Annotated in this window: 16 protein-coding genes and 1 pseudogene; 5 read left to right on the forward strand and 12 right to left on the reverse strand. The window is 71.9% G+C overall.

The window, feature by feature from the left end:
• Positions 1–279 precede the first annotated feature (279 nt).
• Positions 280–1,509: pseudogene (locus ACIGWZ_RS18425) on the forward strand (glycoside hydrolase family 27 protein); the annotation flags it as partial.
• Between the two features lie 21 nt (positions 1,510–1,530).
• Here the strand turns inward: ACIGWZ_RS18425 and ACIGWZ_RS18430 are convergent.
• Together ACIGWZ_RS18430 and ACIGWZ_RS18435 are read right to left on the reverse strand one after the other, a co-directional pair.
• Positions 1,531–3,615, reverse strand: coding sequence for a serine/threonine-protein kinase (locus ACIGWZ_RS18430; protein WP_400065797.1), 2,085 nt, complete (start codon positions 3,613–3,615; stop codon positions 1,531–1,533).
• Between the two features lie 129 nt (positions 3,616–3,744).
• Complete coding sequence (locus tag ACIGWZ_RS18435) at positions 3,745–4,701, reverse strand: ROK family protein (RefSeq protein WP_400065799.1); 957 nt, start codon at positions 4,699–4,701, stop codon at positions 3,745–3,747.
• Between the two features lie 155 nt (positions 4,702–4,856).
• Between ACIGWZ_RS18435 and ACIGWZ_RS18440 the strand changes: the two genes are divergently transcribed.
• Positions 4,857–5,897 (forward strand): LacI family DNA-binding transcriptional regulator, encoded by a 1,041-nt coding sequence (locus ACIGWZ_RS18440; protein WP_400065801.1) that lies wholly within the window; start codon positions 4,857–4,859, stop codon positions 5,895–5,897.
• Between the two features lie 118 nt (positions 5,898–6,015).
• Here ACIGWZ_RS18440 and ACIGWZ_RS18445 read toward each other — a convergent pair whose 3' ends face one another.
• A complete protein-coding gene (locus ACIGWZ_RS18445) occupies positions 6,016–7,299 on the reverse strand; it encodes a DUF6986 family protein (protein WP_400065803.1) in 1,284 nt (427 codons plus the stop codon).
• A 204-nt stretch (positions 7,300–7,503) separates the two neighbouring features.
• On the opposite strand from ACIGWZ_RS18445, the gene ACIGWZ_RS18450 reads away from it, so the two are divergent.
• Positions 7,504–8,025 carry a DinB family protein gene (locus tag ACIGWZ_RS18450; protein ID WP_400065805.1) on the forward strand — a complete coding sequence of 174 codons (522 nt, stop codon included), beginning with the start codon at positions 7,504–7,506 and terminating at the stop codon, positions 8,023–8,025.
• Between the two features lie 68 nt (positions 8,026–8,093).
• On the opposite strand, the gene ACIGWZ_RS18455 is transcribed toward ACIGWZ_RS18450, so the two are convergent.
• The 4 genes from ACIGWZ_RS18455 to ACIGWZ_RS18470 all read right to left on the reverse strand — a co-directional run bounded on the left by ACIGWZ_RS18455 (position 8,094) and on the right by ACIGWZ_RS18470 (position 11,265).
• Positions 8,094–9,056: an electron transfer flavoprotein subunit alpha/FixB family protein gene (locus tag ACIGWZ_RS18455; protein WP_400065807.1), complete on the reverse strand. Its 963-nt coding sequence runs from the start codon at positions 9,054–9,056 to the stop codon at positions 8,094–8,096.
• A gap of 48 nt (positions 9,057–9,104) precedes the next feature.
• On the reverse strand, positions 9,105–9,890 hold the full coding sequence (locus ACIGWZ_RS18460) for an electron transfer flavoprotein subunit beta/FixA family protein (protein ID WP_400065809.1): 786 nt from the start codon (positions 9,888–9,890) through the stop codon (positions 9,105–9,107).
• Positions 9,891–10,102: 212 nt separating this feature from the next.
• A complete protein-coding gene (locus ACIGWZ_RS18465; protein ID WP_400065811.1) occupies positions 10,103–10,609 on the reverse strand; it encodes a flavin reductase family protein in 507 nt (168 codons plus the stop codon).
• Positions 10,610–10,845: 236 nt separating this feature from the next.
• Positions 10,846–11,265: a thioredoxin family protein gene (locus ACIGWZ_RS18470; RefSeq protein WP_400066459.1), complete on the reverse strand. Its 420-nt coding sequence runs from the start codon at positions 11,263–11,265 to the stop codon at positions 10,846–10,848.
• 75 nt (positions 11,266–11,340) lie between these two features.
• Between ACIGWZ_RS18470 and ACIGWZ_RS18475 the strand changes: the two genes are divergently transcribed.
• Both ACIGWZ_RS18475 and ACIGWZ_RS18480 read left to right on the forward strand, forming a co-directional pair.
• Positions 11,341–11,778, forward strand: coding sequence for a DUF4395 domain-containing protein (locus tag ACIGWZ_RS18475; protein ID WP_400065814.1), 438 nt, complete (start codon positions 11,341–11,343; stop codon positions 11,776–11,778).
• A gap of 185 nt (positions 11,779–11,963) precedes the next feature.
• Positions 11,964–12,674 carry a lysophospholipid acyltransferase family protein gene (locus ACIGWZ_RS18480; RefSeq protein ID WP_400065816.1) on the forward strand — a complete coding sequence of 237 codons (711 nt, stop codon included), beginning with the start codon at positions 11,964–11,966 and terminating at the stop codon, positions 12,672–12,674.
• A gap of 31 nt (positions 12,675–12,705) precedes the next feature.
• Here the strand turns inward: ACIGWZ_RS18480 and ACIGWZ_RS18485 are convergent, their stop codons facing one another.
• The 5 genes from ACIGWZ_RS18485 to ACIGWZ_RS18505 form a co-directional block, all read right to left on the reverse strand.
• Entirely contained in the window at positions 12,706–13,404 is a 699-nt protein-coding gene (locus tag ACIGWZ_RS18485) for a B3/4 domain-containing protein (RefSeq protein WP_400065818.1), read from the reverse strand.
• 12 nt (positions 13,405–13,416) lie between these two features.
• Entirely contained in the window at positions 13,417–13,995 is a 579-nt protein-coding gene (locus ACIGWZ_RS18490) for a transglutaminase family protein (protein ID WP_400065820.1), read from the reverse strand.
• 86 nt (positions 13,996–14,081) lie between these two features.
• The gene (locus ACIGWZ_RS18495; RefSeq protein WP_400065822.1) at positions 14,082–15,188 is read right to left on the reverse strand and encodes a threonine aldolase family protein; all 1,107 of its coding nucleotides are present in this window, start codon (positions 15,186–15,188) and stop codon (positions 14,082–14,084) included.
• Between the two features lie 80 nt (positions 15,189–15,268).
• Complete coding sequence (locus tag ACIGWZ_RS18500; RefSeq protein WP_400065824.1) at positions 15,269–16,030, reverse strand: SDR family NAD(P)-dependent oxidoreductase; 762 nt, start codon at positions 16,028–16,030, stop codon at positions 15,269–15,271.
• Positions 16,031–16,092: 62 nt separating this feature from the next.
• Positions 16,093–17,490: a DUF6421 family protein gene (locus tag ACIGWZ_RS18505; RefSeq protein ID WP_400065826.1), complete on the reverse strand. Its 1,398-nt coding sequence runs from the start codon at positions 17,488–17,490 to the stop codon at positions 16,093–16,095.
• Positions 17,491–17,814: the final 324 nt, after the last annotated feature.

Here is a 17,814-nt window from a genome sequence, read left to right on the forward strand (position 1 = left end):
ATGGGGCGGAACGGGAGGGAACCAAACAGAACCGAACGCGACCATCCGCACCTCACCCCGAACAGCCGCCTCAGTAACGGGCTTTGGCGGGTGGAGCACCCATCATCACCACTTACCACCGCCCTCTTCCAACAGACTCCAACAAGCCCTACCGTAATCACTCGCCGGTGACGGGTACATGACTCGCCATGAGCTCGTCACGGCGCACACCACAACGCACCACCCCGTAACCACTCGCACAACTCCCCACATCTCTCGCGAGGACGGAGGACGCGAATCATGCGCGTTCGCATCCGCACCACCCGCCGGCAGGGTCACGGAAGAATCATCGGAACGCTGGCCGCCGCGCTGCTGTGCACGGCGGGGCCGAGCGCCTTGCCCGCCGCGGCCGGCACACCCGCGCCCCGTCTCCCCGACGGGCTGGCCAAGACGCCGCCGATGGGATTCAACAACTGGAACTCCACGCAGTGCCGGGCGGAGTTCAACGAGGAGATGGTCAAGGGCATCGCCGACCTCTTCCTCGCCAAGGGCCTCAAGGACGCCGGCTATCGCTACGTCAACCTCGACGACTGCTGGGCGCTGCCCGCGCGGGACGCGGACGGCAAGCTGGTGCCGGACCCGAAGCGCTTCCCCCACGGCATCAAGGCCGTCGCCGACTACGTCCACGCCAAGGGCCTGAAGTTCGGCATCTATACGAGCGCGGGCACCAAGACCTGCAACGAGAACGGGTTCCCGGGCGGGCTCGGGCACGAGGCGTCCGATGCCCGGCAGTTCGCCGACTGGGGCGTGGACTACCTCAAGTACGACAACTGCAACAACCAGGGCGTGGACGCCAAGGAGCGCTACCGCACGATGCGGGACGCGCTCGAGGCCACCGGCCGGCCCGTCGTCTACAGCATCTGCGAGTGGGGCGAGAACAAGCCCTGGGAGTGGGCGGCGGACGTAGGACATCTGTGGCGGACGACCGGCGACATCAGCGACAGCTGGTCGAGCATGCTCGACATCCTGAAGCAGAACCTGCCGCTGGCCGCCTCGGCCGGCCCCGGCCACTGGAACGATCCCGACATGCTGGAGGTCGGCAACGGAGGCATGACCGACACCGAATACCGCAGCCACTTCTCCCTCTGGTCGATGATGTCCGCCCCGCTGCTGATCGGCTCCGATCTGCGCAAGGCGACACCGGAGACGTTCACGATCCTGGACAACAAGGACGTCATCGCCCTCGATCAGGATGCGCTGGGCAAGCAGGCCACCGTGCTGAAGTCCGAGTCCGGCCGCTGGACGCTCGTCAAGGAACTGGCGAACGGTGACCGCGCCGTGGCGCTCTTCAACGAGACCGACCAGGAGCAGACGATCACCACCACCGCCCGGGACGCGGGCCTCCCGCAGGCGGACCGCTACCGGCTGCGCGACCTGTGGCAGCACCGCGACTCCGCCACCACGGGCGCCATCGCCGCGACCGTCCCGGCCCACGGCACCACCGTCTACCGCGTCTCCGTCGAGCGGCGCTGAGCCGCGGCCCCGGGGCCGTCAGCAGGTGGGCAGCCCCGGCACCGGCTTGTCGTTCTCACCGCCGGTGAGGTAGACGACGCTGATGTAGACACCGGTGTTGCCGTTGTCGTCATCGGTCTTGGCCCACCAGACGTTCGTCCACTTCCCGTACGTCTCGCGGCGGCCCAGCTTCGCCTGGCAGTAGAAGTAGTTGGTGCCCGCGTTGAGCGTGCCGGCCTGCTGGAAGGACGCGGTGTAGGAGGTGGCCGCACGCCAGACGTCGCAGTTGGTCTTGCCGCCGCCGATGGACACGCAGGAGGTCTGCGGGGTGGGCTCGCCGCCGCCGCTGCCACCACTGCCGCTGCCGCCGTTGCCGCTGCCGCCGCCGCTGGTCCCGCCGGACGTACCGGAGGCGCCGCCGAACAAGCCGCCGGAACCGCCGTCCGTACCGCCGCCGTCCGTCTTCCCGCCACCGCTCTGGCCGCCCGAACTCCCGCCCGGGGCACCGGGCTTGGGGTTCTTGCCGGTCGGGGTGCCGGAGGGCCCCCGGGACGCGGAGGGCGACGCACCGGCGCCCTTCTCCCGGCCCTTGCCGTCCCCCTTGCCGGGCTTCTTGCTGCCGTCCGGGTTCGGGTCGGCGGCCGGCGTCGGTTTCCCGGCCGGTGCCGCCGACTGCCGTCCGTCGTGCGCGACGGTGTCGCTCGGCCCGCCGCCGACCAGCGCGTACGTCACTCCGCCGCCGGTGGCGAGAACGGCGAGCACGGCCGCCACGGCGAGCAGCATCCGACGGCGACGGCGGGCGGGCAGCCGCTCGGTGTCGCCGTCCGACGGGTTCGGCAGATGGGGGTGGATGCCCGTGCTGCCGACGGCCGGGCCGCTCACCACGCCGGGCGGGTCGAAGCCGGGACTGATGGCGGAGACGGGGGTGGCGGCCTCGGGCGGGGCCGGGTGGCCGGCGGCGGCCGGGGAACCCGGGCCGCCGGACAGCCAACTGGCGGGCGGGGCAGCGGAGTTGACCGGGGCGACGGGCGCGGGACCTGCGGGCGCGGCCCCGCCCTGGCCGGCCGCCGCCTGCCCGAACTCCTGCGGCGGGGGCGGCGGCGCGACGGGCCGGATGTCCGTCGCGGTCGGCAGATGCGGTGCACCGGGCATCGGCACACCCGCCGGCTCGCGCCCCTCGGCCACCGCCGTCAGCAGGCTCCGCGCCTCGGCGGCGGACGGCCGGTCGGCCGGGTTCTTGGCCATCAGCGCATGCAGCACGGGCGTGAGCGGCCCGGCCCGCTGCGGCTCCGGCAGCGGCTCGGTGACGATCGCGGTCAGCGTGGACCACACCGACGTCCGGCGGAACGGCGCGCCGCTGCCCTCCACGGCCGCGTACAGCGTCATGCCCAGCGACCAGATGTCCGAGGCGGGGGTGGGATCCTGCCCCTGGGCCCGCTCGGGCGGCAGGTAGTCGAGGGAGCCGACCAGTTCGCCGCTGCGGGTGATGTTGGTGGTGGCGCCGTCGCCGGGGGCTTCGATGCTGGCGATGCCGAAGTCGGTGAGCACCACGCGTCCGGTGCGGTCCAACAGCACGTTGCCGGGCTTCACATCGCGGTGCAGCACGCCCACCTGGTGGGCGGCGTCCAGCGCGTCCATCACCTGGGCGCCGATCCGGGCGATCTCCCGGGGGTCGAGGGCGCCCTGCTGCTGGATGGCGTCGTCCAGCGAGGGTCCGTCGACCAGCTCCATGACGATGACGGGGCGGCCGTCCTCGTCGATGACGTCGTGGACGGTGACCACGCCGGAGTGCCGGATACGGGCGGCGGCCCGCGCCTCGCGCTGCATCCGGGTGCGCAGATCGGCGAGTTCCGGGGCGGAGGCGTCGGTATAGGCGCGCAGGACCTTGACGGCGACCTCGCGGCCCAGCACCTCGTCGACGGCGCGGCAGACCACGCCCATCCCGCCGCGGCCGAGCCGGCCGGTGACGCGGTAGCGGCCGCCGAGCACCCGGCCGGTCAGATCGGCGTCCGTGCCGCGCTCGGGTCCGCTCCTGGAGGCCGCGGCGGGCGCGCCGTTGCCGGGCGCCGGAGCCGCCTCACCACCCGTCCCGCTGGGCTCACCCGGCTCGTCCGCTCCGCGCACCTCACGCTCCCCCGGTGTCATCGTCGCCGATCCCCTCGATACCCGTATGTCTGCCGGTACGCCGTGTCACTCACGGTGTACGGCGCGGTCGGCAACAGACTAAGGGGCGCACGGGGGCGGGTGGTGGCCTCAGGGCGCAGGGACGAAGGCATCGAGACGGGACTGTTGCGCAGCGGCCGCGGCGGCGCCCACCACACCGGCATCCGTCCCCATCTGGGCGGGTACGACCGTCAGGTCCGCTACGAACGACAGCGTCGCGTAGTCGCGCAGGGCCTTGCGCAGCGGGACGAAGAGGACGTCCCCGGCGCCCGCCACTCCCCCGCCGACGACCGCGATGTCGATCTCGACCAGCGTCGCGGTGGCCGCGATCCCGGCGGCCAGCGCCTGGGCGGCCCGCTCGAAGGAGCGCACGGCGACGGGATCGCCGGCGTGTGCCGCGGCGGCGACGGCGGCCGCACTGGAGTCGCCGTCGGGGCCCGGCAGCCAGCCCTCGGCCAGCGCCCGGCGGGCGATGTTGGGGCCGCTGGCGATCCGCTCGACGCAGCCGCGGGCGCCGCACGGGCAGGGGTCGCCGTCGAGGTCGACGCTGATGTGGCCGATGTGCCCGGCGTTGCCGGTGGGGCCCGGGTGCAGGCGGCCGTTCAGGACGAGTCCGCCGCCGACGCCGGTGGAGACCACCATGCACAGGGCGTTGGCGTGGCCGCGCGCGGCGCCCTGCCAGTGCTCGGCCGCGGTCATCGCGACGCCGTCGCCGACCAGCGCCACCGGCCGCTCCCCGACCAGTGCCCGCACCCCGGCGACCAGCGGGAAGTCGCGCCAGCCGGGGATGTTGACCGGGCTGACGGTGCCGGCCGAGGCGTCCACCGGGCCCGCGCTGCCGATCCCCACGGCCGCCACCCGCGCCCAGTCGGGTCCCGCGGCCAGCTCCCGGACCACGTCGGCCACCGCACGCATCACGGTCGCCCCGTCCTCGTCGGCGGGGGTGGGCCGGGCGGCCCGTACGATCAGCCTGCCGCGACCGTCCACCAGAGCACCAGCGATCTTGGTGCCGCCAATGTCGAGCGCTGCGCTGAGGTCCGTCTGCATCGGTGTCGAATCTCCTGGTGGGCCCGGGAAGCCGGGGCGGGTCGGCCCGGCTGAGAACGCCAGTCTTACCTCAGCTGACAACGTTGTCCAGGGTCTATGCTCGACGGCACCCCCCGCACCTCCAGCAGCCCCCTAAAGAATCAGGACCGCACACCGTGACGGACACCGCGCAGGGCACCTCTCGTCGCTACGGCATCCGGCCCACGATGAAGGATGTCGCGGCACGCGCCGGGGTGGGCCTCAAGACGGTCTCCCGGGTGGTCAACGGCGAACCGGGCGTCACCCCCGACACGGAGCGACGGGTCCAGGAAGCCATCACGGCCCTGGGTTTCCGCCGCAACGACTCGGCCCGGATCCTGCGCAAGGGCCGTACGGCCAGCATCGGCCTGGTCCTGGAGGATCTCGCCGACCCTTTCTACGGACCCCTCAACCGCGCCGTCGAGGAGGTCGCCCGGGACCACGGCGCGCTGCTGATCAACGGCTCCAGCGCCGAGGACCCGGCCCGGGAGCAGGAGTTGGTGCTCGCGCTGTGCGCGCGGCGGGTGGACGGGCTGGTCGTCATCCCGGCCGGTGACGACCACCGCTATCTGGAGCCCGAGATCGCGGCGGGTATCGCGACCGTCTTCGTGGACCGCCCGCCCGGCAGGATCGACGCCGATGTGGTGCTCTCCGACAGCTTCGGCGGCTCCCGGGACGCGGTGGCCCATCTCATCGCGCACGGCCACCGCCGGATCGGCTTCATCGGCGACCAGCCGCGCATCCACACCGCGAAGGAGCGGCTGCGCGGCTACCGCACCGCGATGGCCGACGCCGGGCTGCCGGTCGACGAGTCCTGGGTGGCGCTGGGCTCCACCGCCCCCGACCGGGTACGGGCCGCGGCCACCACCATGCTGGACGGCCCCGAGCCGGTCACCGCGCTCTTCGCGGGCAACAACCGGGTCACCGTCACGGCCGTACGCGTCCTGGGTGAACGCCCGCGCCCGGTCGCCCTGGTGGGCTTCGACGACTTCGAGCTGGCCGACCTCGTCCGGCCCGCGATCACGGTCGTCGCCCAGGACGCGGCCCGGCTGGGCCGGACGGCCGCCGGGCTGCTCTTCCGCCGCCTGGAGGGCATCGCCGAGCCGCCCCGGCGGGTGGAGCTGCCGACCCGGCTGATCGCGCGGGGGTCGGGGGAGATCCGTCCGCAGGAGGACTGACCGGCCGCCCGGCCCGGCGGGGGGAAGGCGAAGGCCGCAGGGGCCGGGCGAACGGTGCGTCGCGCCCGGCCCCTGCGGCCTTTTTCCGTCCTTGTCCGCCGCCGGGCGGCGGCGTGCGTCAGGCCGTCTTCACCGGACGCCCGGCGAGCGCGTCGAGGTCGGCGCGGGTCAGGCCGGTGAGCCGGGCGACCTCGCCGGTGTCGACGGCGCCGCAGTCCAGGCCGCGCAGCAGGTAGCCGGCGAGGGCCTTGGCGGTGGCGGGCTCGTCCGCGACATCGCCGCCGGCCTTGGCGACATACGCCGTGAGCCGTGCCGCGGCCTGCTCGAGGCCTTCGAGGTAGAAGGCGTAGACCGCGGCGTAACGGGTCGGCAGGTGGCCGGGGTGCATGTCCCAGCCCTGGTAGTAGGCGCGGGCCAGCGAGCGGCGGACGAGGCCGTGGTGCAGCCGCCAGACCTCGTGGACCCGGTCCTTCGGGCCGACCGGCAGGATGTTCGTGGAGCCGTCGGAGAGGCGGACGCCGGTACCCGCGGCGGCCACCTGCATCACGGTCTTGGCGTAGTCGGCGGCGGGGTGGTCCAGCGACTGGTGGGCGGCGCTGATGCCGCAGGAGGCGCTGTAGTCGTAGGTGCCGTAGTGCAGGGAGGTGGCGCGGCCCTCGGCGGCCCCGATCATCCGGGCGACGGTGGCGCGGCCGTCGGCGCCCAGGATCGACTGGGTGGTCTCCACCTGGATCTCGAAGCCGATCCGGCCGCTCTCCAGACCGTGCGCCTTCTCGAAGGCCTCCAGCAGCCGGACCATGGCGGTGACCTGCTCGGCGTAGGTCACCTTGGGCAGCGTCAGCACCAGGCCGTCGGGCAGCCCGCCGGCCTGCATCAGGCCGGTGAGGAAGATGTCCAGGGTGCGGATGCCGCGGTCGCGGACGGCGGCCTCCATGCACTTCATGCGGATGCCCATGTACGGGGCGGCGGTGCCGTCCCGGTAGGCGGCGGCGACGAGCGCGGCGGCGCGGGCGGCGTGCGCGTCCTCCTCGGCGTCCGGGCGGATGCCGTAGCCGTCCTCGAAGTCGATGCGCAGGTCCTCGATGGGCTCGCGCTCCAGCTTGGCGCGGACCCGGTCGTGGACCGGTCCGGCCAGTTCGTCGGGGATGCCGAGGACGGCGGCGAGCGCACCGGCGTCGGGGGCGTGCTCGTCGAGGGCGGCGAGCGCCTGGTCGCCCCAGGAGCGGATGGTGTCGGCGGCGAAGGCATCGCCGGGGACGTAGACCGTGTGGACCGGCTGCCGGGTGCCGGGGTCGCCCGGGTAGCGCCGTGCCAGGTCGGCGTCCACCTCGGCGAGAGCGGCGCCGATGCCCTCGCGTACGGTGTGCGCAAGGCTCGTCGCCACGGTCTCCTGCTGCCCCATTCGACACCCTCCCGGTGCTCACGCCCGACGATCGAGCGATCCCCTATGTTTCCGCGTAACGGAATCAACAATCCGTATAGCGAAGTTATCCGCGTCGGGTAGCGAGGTCAACACCCCCTCACCCGAGGGGACGCAGGTCACGGCTCCGCGCCCGGGCCCGTAACTCCGTGGCGCCGCCGCCCCGCCCCCGCCAGACTCACCCCCATGACATGGACCGCACCACAGATCGCCCGTCGTGAACTCCCCGCCGCCGCCGGCGAACGGGAGATGCTCCAGAGCTGGCTCGACTGGCACCGCGAGACGCTGTTCACCAAGTGCGCCGGCCTCACCCCGGAGCAGCTCCTCCAGGCCAGCGCCCCGCCCTCCACCCTCACCCTGCTCGGGCTGGTGCGCCATATGGCGCTGGTCGAGCGCTCGTGGTTCCGCGAGCGCTTCGCCGGCGAGGAGCTCGCCGATCTCTACGACCTCGCACGCAACGTCGACGCCGATTTCGACGACGCCGAGGCGGCCGGGGCCGAGACCGACTTCGCGGTGCTGCGCGCCGAGATCGAGGCCGCGGACGCGGCGGCCAAGGGCCGCGGACTGGACGAGACCTTCGTCCATGAGCGCAGCGGGAAGACGCTGAACCTGCGCTGGATCTATGTGCACATGATCGAGGAGTACGCGCGCCACAACGGCCACGCGGATCTGCTGCGGGAGCGGATCGACGGCGCGACGGGCGACTGACACGCCGCCGAGGCCCCGTACGCGGCGTGCGTACGGGGCCTCGGCGCGGGGTGCCTGCCGGCGCGGGCTCAGCCCTTGCGGGTCTTGACCTCTTCGGTGAGCGCCGGGACGACGTCGAAGAGGTCGCCGACCACGCCGTAGTCGACGAGGTCGAAGATCGGCGCCTCGGCGTCCTTGTTGATGGCGACGATGGTCTTCGAGGTCTGCATGCCGGCGCGGTGCTGGATCGCGCCGGAGATGCCCGCCGCGATGTACAGCTGCGGCGAGACCGACTTACCGGTCTGGCCGACCTGGTTGGTGTGCGGGTACCAGCCGGCGTCCACCGCGGCACGGGAGGCGCCGACGGCCGCGCCGAGGGAGTCGGCGAGCGCCTCGATGACCGGGAAGTTCTCGGCGCCGTTGACGCCGCGGCCACCGGAGACCACGATCGCGGCCTCGGTCAGGTCCGGGCGGCCGGTCGACTCGCGCGGGGTGCGCGAGACGATCTTGGTGCCCTTGGAGGCGTCGGCGACGGTCACCTCGAGCTGCTCGACCGTACCGGCGGCCGGGGCGGCCTCTGGGGCGGCGGAGTTGGGCTTGACGGTGATGACCGGGGTGCCCTCGGTGATCCGGGACTTGGTGGTGAAGGACGCAGCGAAGACGGACTGCGTGGCCACCGGGCCCTCGTCGCCGGCCTCGACGTCGACGGCGTCGGTGATGATGCCGGAGCCGATACGGACCGCCAGGCGGGCCGCGATCTCCTTGCCCTCGGCGGAGGACGGCACCAGCACGGCGGCCGGCGTGACGGCCTTGTAGGCGGCCTGGAGCGCGTCGACCTTGGGGGCGACGAGGTACTCGGCGAACTCGGGGACGTCGGCGGCCAGCACCTTGACCGCGCCGTACTCGCCGAGGACCTTCGCGGCCTCCTCGGCGTTCGGGCCGAGGTGCACGGCTACCGGCTCGCCGATGCGGCGGGCCAGCGTGAGCAGTTCGAGGGTGGGCTTGCGGACGGCGCCGTCCACGTGGTCGACGTAGACAAGAACTTCAGCCATGGGATGACTCCTGCGGGAAGAATGAGGGCGGTTGAGAGGGGGCGGGCCTTAGATGAACTTCTGGCCCGCGAGGAACTCGGCGAGCTGCTTGCCGCCCTCGCCCTCGTCCTTGACGATCGTGCCCGCGGTGCGCGCCGGGCGCTCGGCCGCGTCCTCGACCTTGGTCCAGGAACCCTCGAGGCCGACCTCGTCCGCCTCGATCTCCAGGTCCTCCAGGTCCAGGGACTCCACCGGCTTCTTCTTGGCGGCCATGATGCCCTTGAAGGAGGGGTAACGCGCCTCGCCCGACTGGTCGGTGACGGAGACGACGGCCGGGAGGGAGGCCTCCAGCTGCTCGCTGGCGCTGTCGCCGTCGCGGCGGCCGGTGACCTTGCCGTCGGCCACGGCGACCTCGGAGAGCTGGGTCACCTGCGGGACGTTCAGCCGCTCGGCGAGGAGCGCGGGCAGTACGCCCATCGTGCCGTCGGTGGAGGCCATACCGCACACGACCAGGTCGTAGCCGGTCTTCTCGATGGCCTTGGCGAGCACGAGCGAGGTGCCCAGCGCGTCCGTGCCGTGCAGGTCGTCGTCCTCGACGTGGACACCCTTGTCGGCACCCATCGACAGCGCCTTGCGCAGCGCGTCGGAGGCGTCCTCGGGGCCGACGGTCAGGACCGTGATCTCCGCGTCGTCGGCGGCTTCCTTGATCTGCAGGGCCTGCTCGACCGCGTACTCGTCGAGCTCCGAGAGCAGGCCGTCCACGTCGTCGCGGTCGACGGTCAGGTCCTCGGCGAAGTGCCGGTCGCCGGTGGCGTCGGGCACGTACTTCACACAGACAACGATCCTCAAGCTCACGCCGGCTCTCCTACCTGCTTCGTCTCTTCAGAACTGCCTTGTGCTGGCAGCATAGGCGCCTGTTGGGGCGGCTCCGGGTCGGATACGGATCCCCGCGCCGACCCTCATATTACTCGCCAGTACATCCAGTCTTGTGCCCCGAATCAAGGCCGTTGAAATGTGACGTTGCCAACGGCCCTGACCGGGGAACGACCAAGCCGCGCGGGAACTGCTCAGTCCCGCAGCGCGTTGAAGCGACCCTGGTGGTAGAGCAGCGGCCGGCCGGGTCCGGCGGGGTCGCCGACGACGGGCTGGGCGAGCACGATGCGGTGGTCGCCGGCCGGGACCCTGGCCACCACCTTGCACACCAGCCAGGCCAGTACGCCGTCCAGGAGCGGCACGCCCTCGGGGCCGGGGCGCCAGGAGGTGGCCGGGCCGAAGCGGTCCGCGCCGCTGCGGGCGAAGGTGGCGGCGAGGTCTTGCTGGTGCTCGCCGAGTATGTGGACGCCGATGTGCCCGGCCTCGGCGACGGTGGGCCAGCTGGAGGCGCCGGTGCCGATGCCGAACGAGAGCAGTGGGGGTTCGGCGGCGACGGAGGTCAGGGAGGTGGCGGTGAAGCCGACGGGGCGGGAGCCGTGCGCGGTGATCACCGCGACGCCGGCGGCGTGCTGCCGGAAGACGGAACGCAGCAGGTCGGGGGTGGCGGTGCGAGGCGTGCCGAGGTCGGGCGAGGCCGTCATGGAGTTGTCCTTCTGGTGTGGTGTACGAGCCGAGGCAGGGCCGCCGACAGCGGCGCGGCTGTCGGCAGCGGTGAGGTCGTCGCTGCTCACACGCTGGGACAGCGGGCGCTGGCGGTCCGCAGAAGGTCCACGTGCGCGCGTCCGTACAGAAGGGTTCCTGGCCGCATAACGTCAGACTGACGATGCTCGGGCCGCAGCGTCAAGTGGCGCCCGGTATCTGGGAGATCCATCACGGATCAGTCACGGACGGCCGCGCCCAGGGCCGCTATGACATCGGCCTTACGGGGCTGACCGGCCGCGCGGCGCACGATCGCGCCGCGCGCGTCCAGCACCAGCACCGTGGGCGTCCGCAGGATGTTCAGGCTCCGGACGAGATCCAGGTGGGCCTCGGCGTCGATCTCCACATGCGCCACGCCGTCCACGATCTCCGCGACCTCCGTCAGGGTCCGCCGCGTGGCGCGGCAGGGCTGACAGAAGGCGCTGGAGAACTGCACGAGCGTGGCCCGCTCCCCCAGCTCCGCGCCGATCTCGGCGGCGCCCAGCCGCTCCCCGTCGTCCCGCCCTCGCACGGTCAGCCTCCCATTGCGGCGTCGGTGCCACACGCCGAAGGCGCTCGCCGCCGCGAGCACCGCGATGCACACCATGAATCCGGTCATCTCAGCGTTCAGCATTCATGAGACCGCAAAGATTCCCGGCACCGGCTACGGACTTTTCTGCGGCAGAGTGTCGCCATGCCCATCGACAACCTCGACAAGCTCGACGTACGGGGCCCGCGGTTCGGCGCGGCGCTCACCACCCTCGTCCTGGCAGCCGTGCTGATCACCGGGAGCGGATGGCTGCTCGCCTGCCAGGCACTGGTCTTCGCCATAGGCGCGGTGGCCGGCGTCCGACGCTCCCCCTATGCCTGGCTGTTCAAGGTGGCGGTGCGCCCCCGGCTGTCCCCTCCCGATGAGTTCGAGGCCGCCGCCCCGCCGCGTTTTGCGCAGAGCGTCGGGCTGTTCTTCGCGGTGGTGGGACTGACGGGCTACTTCGTCGGGCCGCAGTGGCTGGGCCTCGCGGCCACCGGGTGCGCCCTCGCCGCGGCGTTCCTCAACGCGGTCTTCGGCCTCTGCCTGGGCTGCGAGATGTACCTTCTCCTGAGGAGAACCGCCGGTCGGGCGGCCGGCTGAGGCCGGTCCCGGCCGGTCCCCACGTGACGAGGATCTCCCGGCCGTGGCGGCCGGCACGCTGGCCGCCACGGCCGGGATCGGGCACGATCTCCCGAAAGCCGCACACTTACGGCTGCGTAAGTTACAGCTGTATACAGTCTTCGCCGGGAGAACCCTCCCCAGGCACACAGAAGGGGTCCCCCGATATGGCCGAGCTCGTCTATCCGCCCGTGATCGGCGCCGCCCGTACCGTTTTCAAGGCGCTCGACCTCAAGTTCGACATCTCGGGGGCGGAGAACATTCCGCGCCGCGGCGGTGCGGTGCTGGTGAGCAATCACATCGGCTATCTCGACTTCGTCTTCGCCGGCCTGGCGGCGCGGCCCGCCAAGCGGCTGGTGCGCTTCATGGCGAAGGAGTCGGTCTTCCGGCACAAGGTGTCGGGGCCGCTGATGCGCGCCATGAAGCACATACCGGTCGACCGCGCCCAGGGCATGCACGCCTACAAGCATGCGCTGAGCGCCCTGCGTTCGGGGGAAATCATCGGCGTTTTCCCCGAGGCCACCATCTCGGAGTCCTTCACCCTGAAGAACTTCAAGTCGGGGGCGGCGCGGCTGGCCCAGGAGGCCGGGGTGCCGCTGGTCCCGCTGGCGCTGTGGGGCACCCAGCGGCTGTGGACCAAGGGCCACAGGCGCGATCTGGGCCGTAACCACTTCCCGATCACGATCCGGGTGGGCGAGCCGGTGGAGGCCGACCCCGCCGAGCATGCCGAGAAGATCACCGACCGGCTGCGGTCCCGCGTCCAGGACCTCCTGGAGGCGGCCCAGCGCGCCTACCCGGTACGGCCCAAGGACCACGAGGACACCTGGTGGATCCCGGCGCACCTGGGCGGTACGGCTCCGGCGGCGCCCGGCGCGTAACCGCGGGCGGCGGCCGGACCGCCTCGCCGGCTTACTGCGACCAGACCTCACCGATCTCGACACGGGCGTCCGGGCAGGCCTTCTGCAGCGCTTCGGCCAGCTCGGCGCCCGCCGTCGTCAGCTCCTCCAGCGTCATCGGGGCCATCCGCTCCAGCAGGAACAAGGCGCTGACCGAGTCCTCGGTGAGGCGGGTGCGCACACCCTGGCGCCAGTTCCAGCGACGGCAGGTGACGCCCCGGTCGTCGCACCATACGACCTCCCCGGGCTCGGGGTGCTCGACCACCTCGGCGCCGCCGGCCGCCGTCACGAACGGCTCGTCCCCCCTGGCCCGTACGAGCCGCATGTCTCCCTGGATGCGGTCCAGGTCCTCGCCCCCGACGGGGATCAGATGGGCCACGCTGAGGGCGTTGTAGAGGTCGACCAGGCGGTTGATGCGGGGCAGTCCGCCGTCCGCGAGGGCGCGCTTGGCCAGCGCCTCGGCGGAGTTGCGGGTCCGCGAGGGCTTGGTGCCGAAGGCGGTGTAGGCGGCGCGCCAGGCGGCGATGTGCGGGTCGTCCTGCGGGGCGCGGCCGTCGAGGCGCTCGACCAGGCGGCGGGTGGCCTCGTCCAGCAGGGCCGAACCGGCCTCGTCGCTGGGGCCGTTGGTCAGTCCGTGGGCCTCGATGACGAGGTGCCCGAAGCCGGGCGCGAGGGCGCGCACCTCGTCGGAGATGTGCAGGGGACGGGTCATCGGGGTGCCGCCTCAGAGTTCGGTGGGGAGCAGCTGCCAGAGGTGAGGCCGGTCGACGGCCTCCTGGAGCGATTGGAGCACGGCGGGGTGCGGTTCAGCAAATAGCACCGGATAGTCCAGTTCATTGAACTCCGGGCGGACGGGGAAGGCGAGCTGTTCACGGTCGAGACGGAACTGCGCGTCGATGCCCGGCTTGTTGCCCCGTGGATCCTGCCGGGCCCAGCGTTCCTCGCCGGGCAGCTTGACGGCGACGAGGCCATGGACGACCTCGAACTTCTGGTAGCACAGCGCGGCGGGAATGCCTTCCGCGCGCAGCAGCGCGACGAGCGCGTGCGCCTTGGCGCAGCAGATGCCGTTGCGCTGCGCAAGGACGTCCGAGGCGCGCCAGGTGACCCGCATATCGCCGGAGTCCGCGCTGTGCGGGATGGTGTCACGGACGAAGGCGAAGGCGGCCTTGGCGTATGCATATGCATCGGGGGCGTCTGCGCGCAGCTTCGCTGCGGTGTCGCGGACCAGCGGGTGCCCATGATCGATGACCTCACTGGACGCCAAGTAGGCGGCGATTTCCGGAGTGTTCTGGATCAGCTCCATGATCGGGGAGCGTAGCGATGCGCCCGACCGAAGGTCAATGACTTTTCGGTCGAGCGCATAGCTATGCAGACTGATGTCCGAGGCGGTCAGCGACCCATCTCCTCCCGGATCGCCTCGAGGAACCCGTCCACGTCCTCCTCGGCCGTGTCGAACGCGCACATCCAGCGCACCACGCCGGCCGCCTCGTCCCAGAAGTAGAAGCGGTAGCGCTTCTGGAGGCGCTCGCTGACGTCGTGCGGCAGGCGGGCGAAGACCGCGTTGGACTGCACCGGGTAGAGGATCTCGATGCCGTCGATCTCCCGCACGCCGGCCGCCAGGCGCTGCGCCATGGCGTTGGCGTGCCGGGCGTTGCGCAGCCACAGGTCCTTGGCGAGCAGCGCCTCCAGCTGGACGGAGACGAAGCGCATCTTCGAGGCCAGCTGCATGGACAGCTTGCGCAGATGCTTCATGGCCCGTACGGCATCGGGGTTGAGGACGATCACCGCCTCGCCGAAGATGGCGCCGTTCTTGGTGGCGCCGCAGGAGAGGATGTCGACGCCCGCGGCGTTGGTGAACGCCCGCATCGGGACGTCCAGCGTCGCCGCGGCGTTGGCTATCCGGGAGCCGTCGAGGTGCACCAGCATGCCGCGCTCATGGGCGTGTTCGCAGATCGCCCGGATCTCGTCGGGGGTGTAGACCGTGCCGAGCTCGGTGCTCTGGGCGATCGAGACGACCTGCGGCATGGCGCGGTGCTCGTCGTCCCAGCCGAACGCCTGCCGGTCGATCAGCTCGGGGGTGAGCTTGCCGTCCTCGGTCGGTACGGTGAGCAGCTTGAGCCCGCCGACCCGCTCGGGCGCGCCGCACTCGTCGACGTGGATGTGCGCGGACTCGGCCGTGATCACCGCGCCCCATCGGTCGGTGACGGCCTGGAGGGCGACGACGTTGGCGCCGGTGCCGTTGAACACCGGGAACGCCTCGGCGCGCTGCCCGAAGTGGCTGCGGATGATGCGCTGGAGGTGCGCGGTGTAGTCGTCCTCGCCGTAGGCGACCTGATGGCCGCCGTTGGCGAGGGCGAGCGCGGCGAGGACCTCCGGGTGGGCGCCCGCGTAGTTGTCACTGGCGAAGCCGCGTACCTGGGTGTCGTGGTGCTGCCGGGCATCGGTCGCGCCGGCGCCGGCGGCCGGGTTCGCCGCCCGGCCGTCCGTCGCGCTCATCGCTTCACTCAGAGCCCGCTGCACAGCCGGCGGCACGGCCCGGCTCACCGCCTCGCTGACGGCTTCGGTCACGGCTCGGCTCACGGCTCGGGGGTCAGCCACAGACGCTGTCCATTCACTTCCTGGGCGGGCCGGCCCCAGACCCCGGCGATGGCCTCGGCCAGCTCCGTGACGTCCGTGAAGCCCGCGAACTTGGCGTTCGGTCGCTCGGCGCGCATCTGGTCGTTGACGAGCGCCTTCACGACCAGGATGGCAGCCGCGGCGCGCGGGCCCTGTTCGCCCCCCGACTTGCGGAAGCCGTCCGCCATCGCGAGCGTCCAGGCCTCGGCGGCCGCCTTGGAGGCGGCGTAGGCGGCGTTGCCGCCGGTGGGCTTGGAGGCGCCGGCCGCGCTGGTGAGGAGGTAGCGGCCGTTGCCGCTGCGCTCGAGGGCGTCGCAGAAGGCGAGCGAGGTGTGCTGGACGGTGCGGATCAGCAGCTTGTGCAGCGTGTCCCAGTCCGTCAGATTGGTCTCCGCGAAGGTCGACGAGCCGCGCCAGCCGCCCACGAGGTGGACCAGGCCGTCGATCCGGCCGAATTCCTTCTCCGTACGGTCCGCCCATTCGCGGGTCCGGTCGAGGTCGAGGAGGTCGACGGTGTCCCCTATGACCGTGGCGCCGCCGTGTGCGTAGCGGGCCGCGTCGACGGCCTGCGCCAGGCGCTCGGGGTCGGAGTCGGCGCCGACCACCACCGCGCCCGCCTCGGCGAGCCGCAGCAGGGTGGCGCGGCCGGCCGGTCCGGCCGCTCCCGCCACCGCGATGACCGCGCCCTCCAGCGGCCCCTGACCGCCCGTCGAAGTACCCATCTCCGTCGCCTCCTCGTCCTGCCCCTGGACGGCCGTCCGCCTGGTGGTGTTCCGTTCGGTCCTCACGCCGCCGCCAGCGCGCCGCTGTCGGCCGTGATGCCCTTGGTGGACTCGATCACCGTACGCAGCTTCTTGCGCAGCGCCTCGTAGAACATGCTGAGCGGGAACTCGTCCGGCAGCACGTCGTCCACGAGCTTGCGCGGCGGCTGGTCCAGGTCGAGGGCGCCGGGTCCCTTGGCCCAGACCGAGCCCGGGTGCGGTGCGAGATAGGTCGAGACGAGGTCGTACGCGGCGAGCCAGTGGACCAGCTTGGGCCGGTCGATGCCGTCGCGGTAGAGCTGTTCGATCTCGCCGCACAGCTGGTTGGTGACCTTGGGCGCCCGCTCCCAGTCGAAGTGCAGTGTGTTGTCCGTCCAGCGTACGACGCCGTGCTTGTGCAGGTAGGCGAAGAGCAGCTGGCCGCCGAGCCCGTCGTAGTTGCGCACCCGGTCGCCGGTGACGGGGAAGCGGAACATCCGGTCGAAGATCACCGCGAACTGCACATCGCGCGCCTGGCGGTAGCCCTCGGCCTCCAGCTTCACGGCCTCCTTGAAGGCGGTGAGGTCGCAGCGCAGCTCCTCCAGGCCGTACATCCAGAACGGCTGCCGCTGCTTGATCATGAACGGGTCGAACGGCAGGTCACCGTGGCTGTGGGTGCGGTCGTGCACCATGTCCCACAGGACGAACGCCTCCTGGCAGCGCTCCTGGTCGGCGAGCATCGCGCGGATGTCCTGCGGAAGGTCGACGCCGAGCGTCTCGATGGCGGCCTCGCTGACCCGGCGGAAGCGGGCGGCCTCCCGGTCGCAGAAGATGCCGCCCCAGCTGAACCGCTCGGGGGCCTCGCGCACCGCGATGGTTTCGGGGAAGAGCACGGCGGAGTGGGTGTCGTAGCCCGCCGTGAAGTCCTCGAAGGTGATGCCGCAGAAGAGGGCGTTGTCGTAACGGGTGCGCTCCAGCTCGGCGAGCCAGTCGGGCCAGACCATGCGCAGCACGACGGCCTCGAAGTTACGGTCCGGGTTGCCGTTCTGGGTGTACATCGGGAACAGCACGAGGTGCTGGAGGCCGTCGGCGCGCTGCCGGGCGGGCTGGAAGGCGAGCAGGGAGTCGAGGAAGTCCGGCACGCCGAAGCCCTCGGCCGCCCAGCGGCGCAGGTCCGCGATGAGCGCCTGGTGATAGGCGGCGTCGTGCGGGAGCAGCGGGGCGAGCTCTCCGACGGCCGCTATGGCGCGCTCGACCTCGCCGCGGACGGTGTCGGCGAGCGGCGCGCCCTCCGCCTCGAGGTCGATCAAGCCGTCCTTGGACTGCCACGGGCGGATGGCCTCGACCGCGTCCTTGAGGACGGGCCACGCCGGGTGCTCGACCACACGCTCTGCGGTCGTGGCGCCCTCCGGGACACCCACAGGCGAAAGGATTTCCGTCATGACTGCCCTCCGGCGGTAGATCTTCTTGTGAGCACACCGTAACCAGCCAAGGATCGCCCACTCAAGGGGAGCCGGTGAAAATTATTCTGCGGAGACCCGCCCTAGGGGCAGTTTTTTCCTGCGGGTGGCGGCAATGCCGAGACGTTCTGTCCGTTCTGGCAACGGAATCCGACATTCCTCCGGAGGTCGGAGCACGGAACGGCGGCGAAACTCCGAGGGGTGGGGGGGGGGGTTGCCCCCCCCCCCCCCCCCGGCCCCGCCCCCCCCCCCCCGCCCCCCCCCCCCCCCCCCCCGGACAACCGGGCATGACATTTTTAACCAAAG

The sequence above is a fragment of the Streptomyces sp. NPDC053427 genome, from assembly GCF_044544985.1.
Lineage (GTDB): Bacteria > Actinomycetota > Actinomycetes > Streptomycetales > Streptomycetaceae > Streptomyces.